Source organism: Lutispora saccharofermentans (genome assembly GCF_024363565.1).
GTDB lineage: Bacteria > Bacillota > Clostridia > Lutisporales > Lutisporaceae > Lutispora > Lutispora saccharofermentans.
Genome location: NZ_JAJEKE010000037.1, coordinates 1 through 1,622, shown reverse-complemented (window position 1 = coordinate 1,622; position 1,622 = coordinate 1). Strand labels below are relative to the sequence as shown.

The window sequence follows — 1,622 nt, the reverse complement described above, 5'->3', positions numbered from 1 at the left end:
GTCAATTTTCAAATTAAACTAGGAAGTTTTTCTCATATTGTAACTGGAAGTAATGGTCCTTTTTTATCAAATTAAAATAGAAATGTAAAATTAAATTAGGAACATTCTCAAATTGCGCTAGGAACATCTTTAGGCATATAATTTCTAGCCATTGCAAGCCTTGTAAAAGTATGATATAAATAAAGCACCTTGAATATTTGCTACTCAAAGTGCTTTAGCTTTTTATGCCCCAAGCTCAATGTTTGCTTGGAAAACAGCCTCTTCGTCTACGGAATCGGCTCTTTTCGCGGCAGAATACATAAGTGCTGCAGTGGCAATATTGTTGATTACCCTTGGAGCCCCTCCGGATATATTGAAGATAGCCAGAACTGCTTCAGGGGTAAATACTTCTCTGGAGCATCCTGCAATCTTCATCCTGCTGCTTAAATAGTCTCTGCATTCTTCTTTGGTAAGTCCCTGCATTGAGTATCTCATGATAATCCGTTGTTTTAACGGGTAACTGCTGGTTAGCATCAACTTGTTCCGTATTTGAGGTTGTCCCGATAGTATTAAAACAAAAGGATTGGCAGAGTCCATCTTAAAATTGAACAGTATTCTTAAATCATCTAGTATTGCGGTAGAGGCCATATGTACTTCATCTACAATAAATACCGGTGTAATTCTTTGTTCGTAGTAAAGTGAATTTATGGACGACTGTATTTCAAAGAACATATCTACTTTCCTGTATCTCTTTGTAGTTCCAAGCATTGTGCACAGACCTTGATAAAAATCCTTTACAGTCAAAGTTGTAAGCGGAAGATAACATACCTTGTAAAGTGACTTGTTGGCATTTTCGGCAAACCTTCTTAAGCAGGTAGATTTCCCGGTACCAGGCTCACCAACAATAAGACCAATCCCTCTATTGTCCAGCATGTATCTTAGCCGTTGTTCCAGCTCGTTTAAATCATTGCTCTTAAATAGCTTATCTATTTCAATTTCCTTGTCAAATGGATTGAAAGTAAGTCCATAGAATTGCTTAAACATTTTCTATGCCTCCTTGAGCTAATTCTGTAAATGAAATTGTATTTTTAGGAGCAGATAAACTATCCTCCGATGGCTGCGGTATAGCTTTTGTTTCTGCGGCAGCTTTCTTCCGGTTCCCAGGAAACCGTCGCTGTACATGGGCATTGTCATAGAAACGTACACGTTTCGCTTCTCCAATGTGTTTCCCGTCCTCATATAGCTTTAGATTCTTTGTTTGATCCAAAAGCCACTCAGGTTCATAACGCACCTCAAGGCGTTTCCCAGCAAGGCATGAATCTGTTTCAAACAAAATATTCTCTACCTGTATAGTTGCATCATGGCAGACCTTGCGGCTAATCCTCAATAGGAAGTTCTCATTAAACTGATTTCTATCAGTTACCAGCTTTACCCTGTCAATGTTATCAATAAAGCTCTGATGGGGTGTCTTACCGTTTAAAGCTGAGTGTTCTTTTTTTTGATAGTCACTGCCGAGCCATTTCTCATATGATTCATTCAAAGACTCAAGACTAACAATATCTTTCGGGGTCAAATTGCTGAGAAACCTCATACGGACAGTATTAAAATATCGTTCGATTTTCCCACGACCCTTTGGGACATAT

Annotated in this window: 1 protein-coding gene and 1 pseudogene; both read right to left on the bottom strand. The window is 38.5% G+C overall.

Going from position 1 to position 1,622, the window contains the following annotated elements:
• Positions 1-222: 222 nt before the first annotated feature.
• Entirely contained in the window at positions 223-1,023 is an 801-nt protein-coding gene (locus tag LJD61_RS20230) for an ExeA family protein (RefSeq protein WP_255229418.1), read from the bottom strand.
• Positions 1,016-1,622, bottom strand: a pseudogene (locus tag LJD61_RS20225) (Mu transposase C-terminal domain-containing protein); the annotation flags it as partial. The pseudogene LJD61_RS20225 and the gene LJD61_RS20230, both read right to left, overlap by 8 nt.

What these genes read in the sequence shown, in the direction of transcription:
- LJD61_RS20230 (WP_255229418.1), bottom strand. Translation starts at nt 1,023, where the DNA reads ATGTTTAAGCAATTCTATGGACTTACTTTCAATCCATTTGACAAGGAA.